The sequence below is a fragment of the Oleiphilus sp. HI0080 genome, assembly GCF_001635135.1.
In genome coordinates this window covers 1-434 of sequence record NZ_LWFU01000225.1, presented here as the reverse complement: position 1 = coordinate 434, position 434 = coordinate 1, and the positions used below count along the sequence as shown (strand labels likewise).

The 434-nt window shown below is 48.2% G+C and carries 1 protein-coding gene; it reads left to right on the top strand.

What is annotated here, in order from left to right; genetic code table 11:
* A partial coding sequence (locus A3751_RS02485; RefSeq protein WP_156492212.1) for a porin occupies window positions 1-434 on the top strand: 434 nt, incomplete at both ends.

Below are 434 nucleotides of genomic sequence, written 5' to 3'. Positions count from 1 at the left end.
AAAGTTGGTGCGACGTACAAAATCGATGGTGATTCTACTACGACTCGTGGTACTCAGCTTGCAGCAGCATTCGAAACTGAAGAGTTCTACGTAGCAGCGGCATACTCTATGGCTTCTGACACTAACTACGGTAACAACAAAGGCCAAGACGCTATCGGTATTGCAGCAGCAATGATGATGGGCGACCTAACGCTTCAAGCGCAGTACGAAACGCTTGATGAGTCTGAGTCTGGCCAGAAAGACGGCGGTGACTACATGGGTCTTCAAGGTCTTTACAACATGGGCGCAACTACGTTTGCTCTAGGTTACGGCATCTACGGTACGGATGCAGATGGCGCAACTGACGACGATCAGTCAACTATCTATTTGCAAGCGCTTCACAATGTAAGCGACAACATGTACGTATACATTGAAGCAGCTCAGTCTGATGGTTA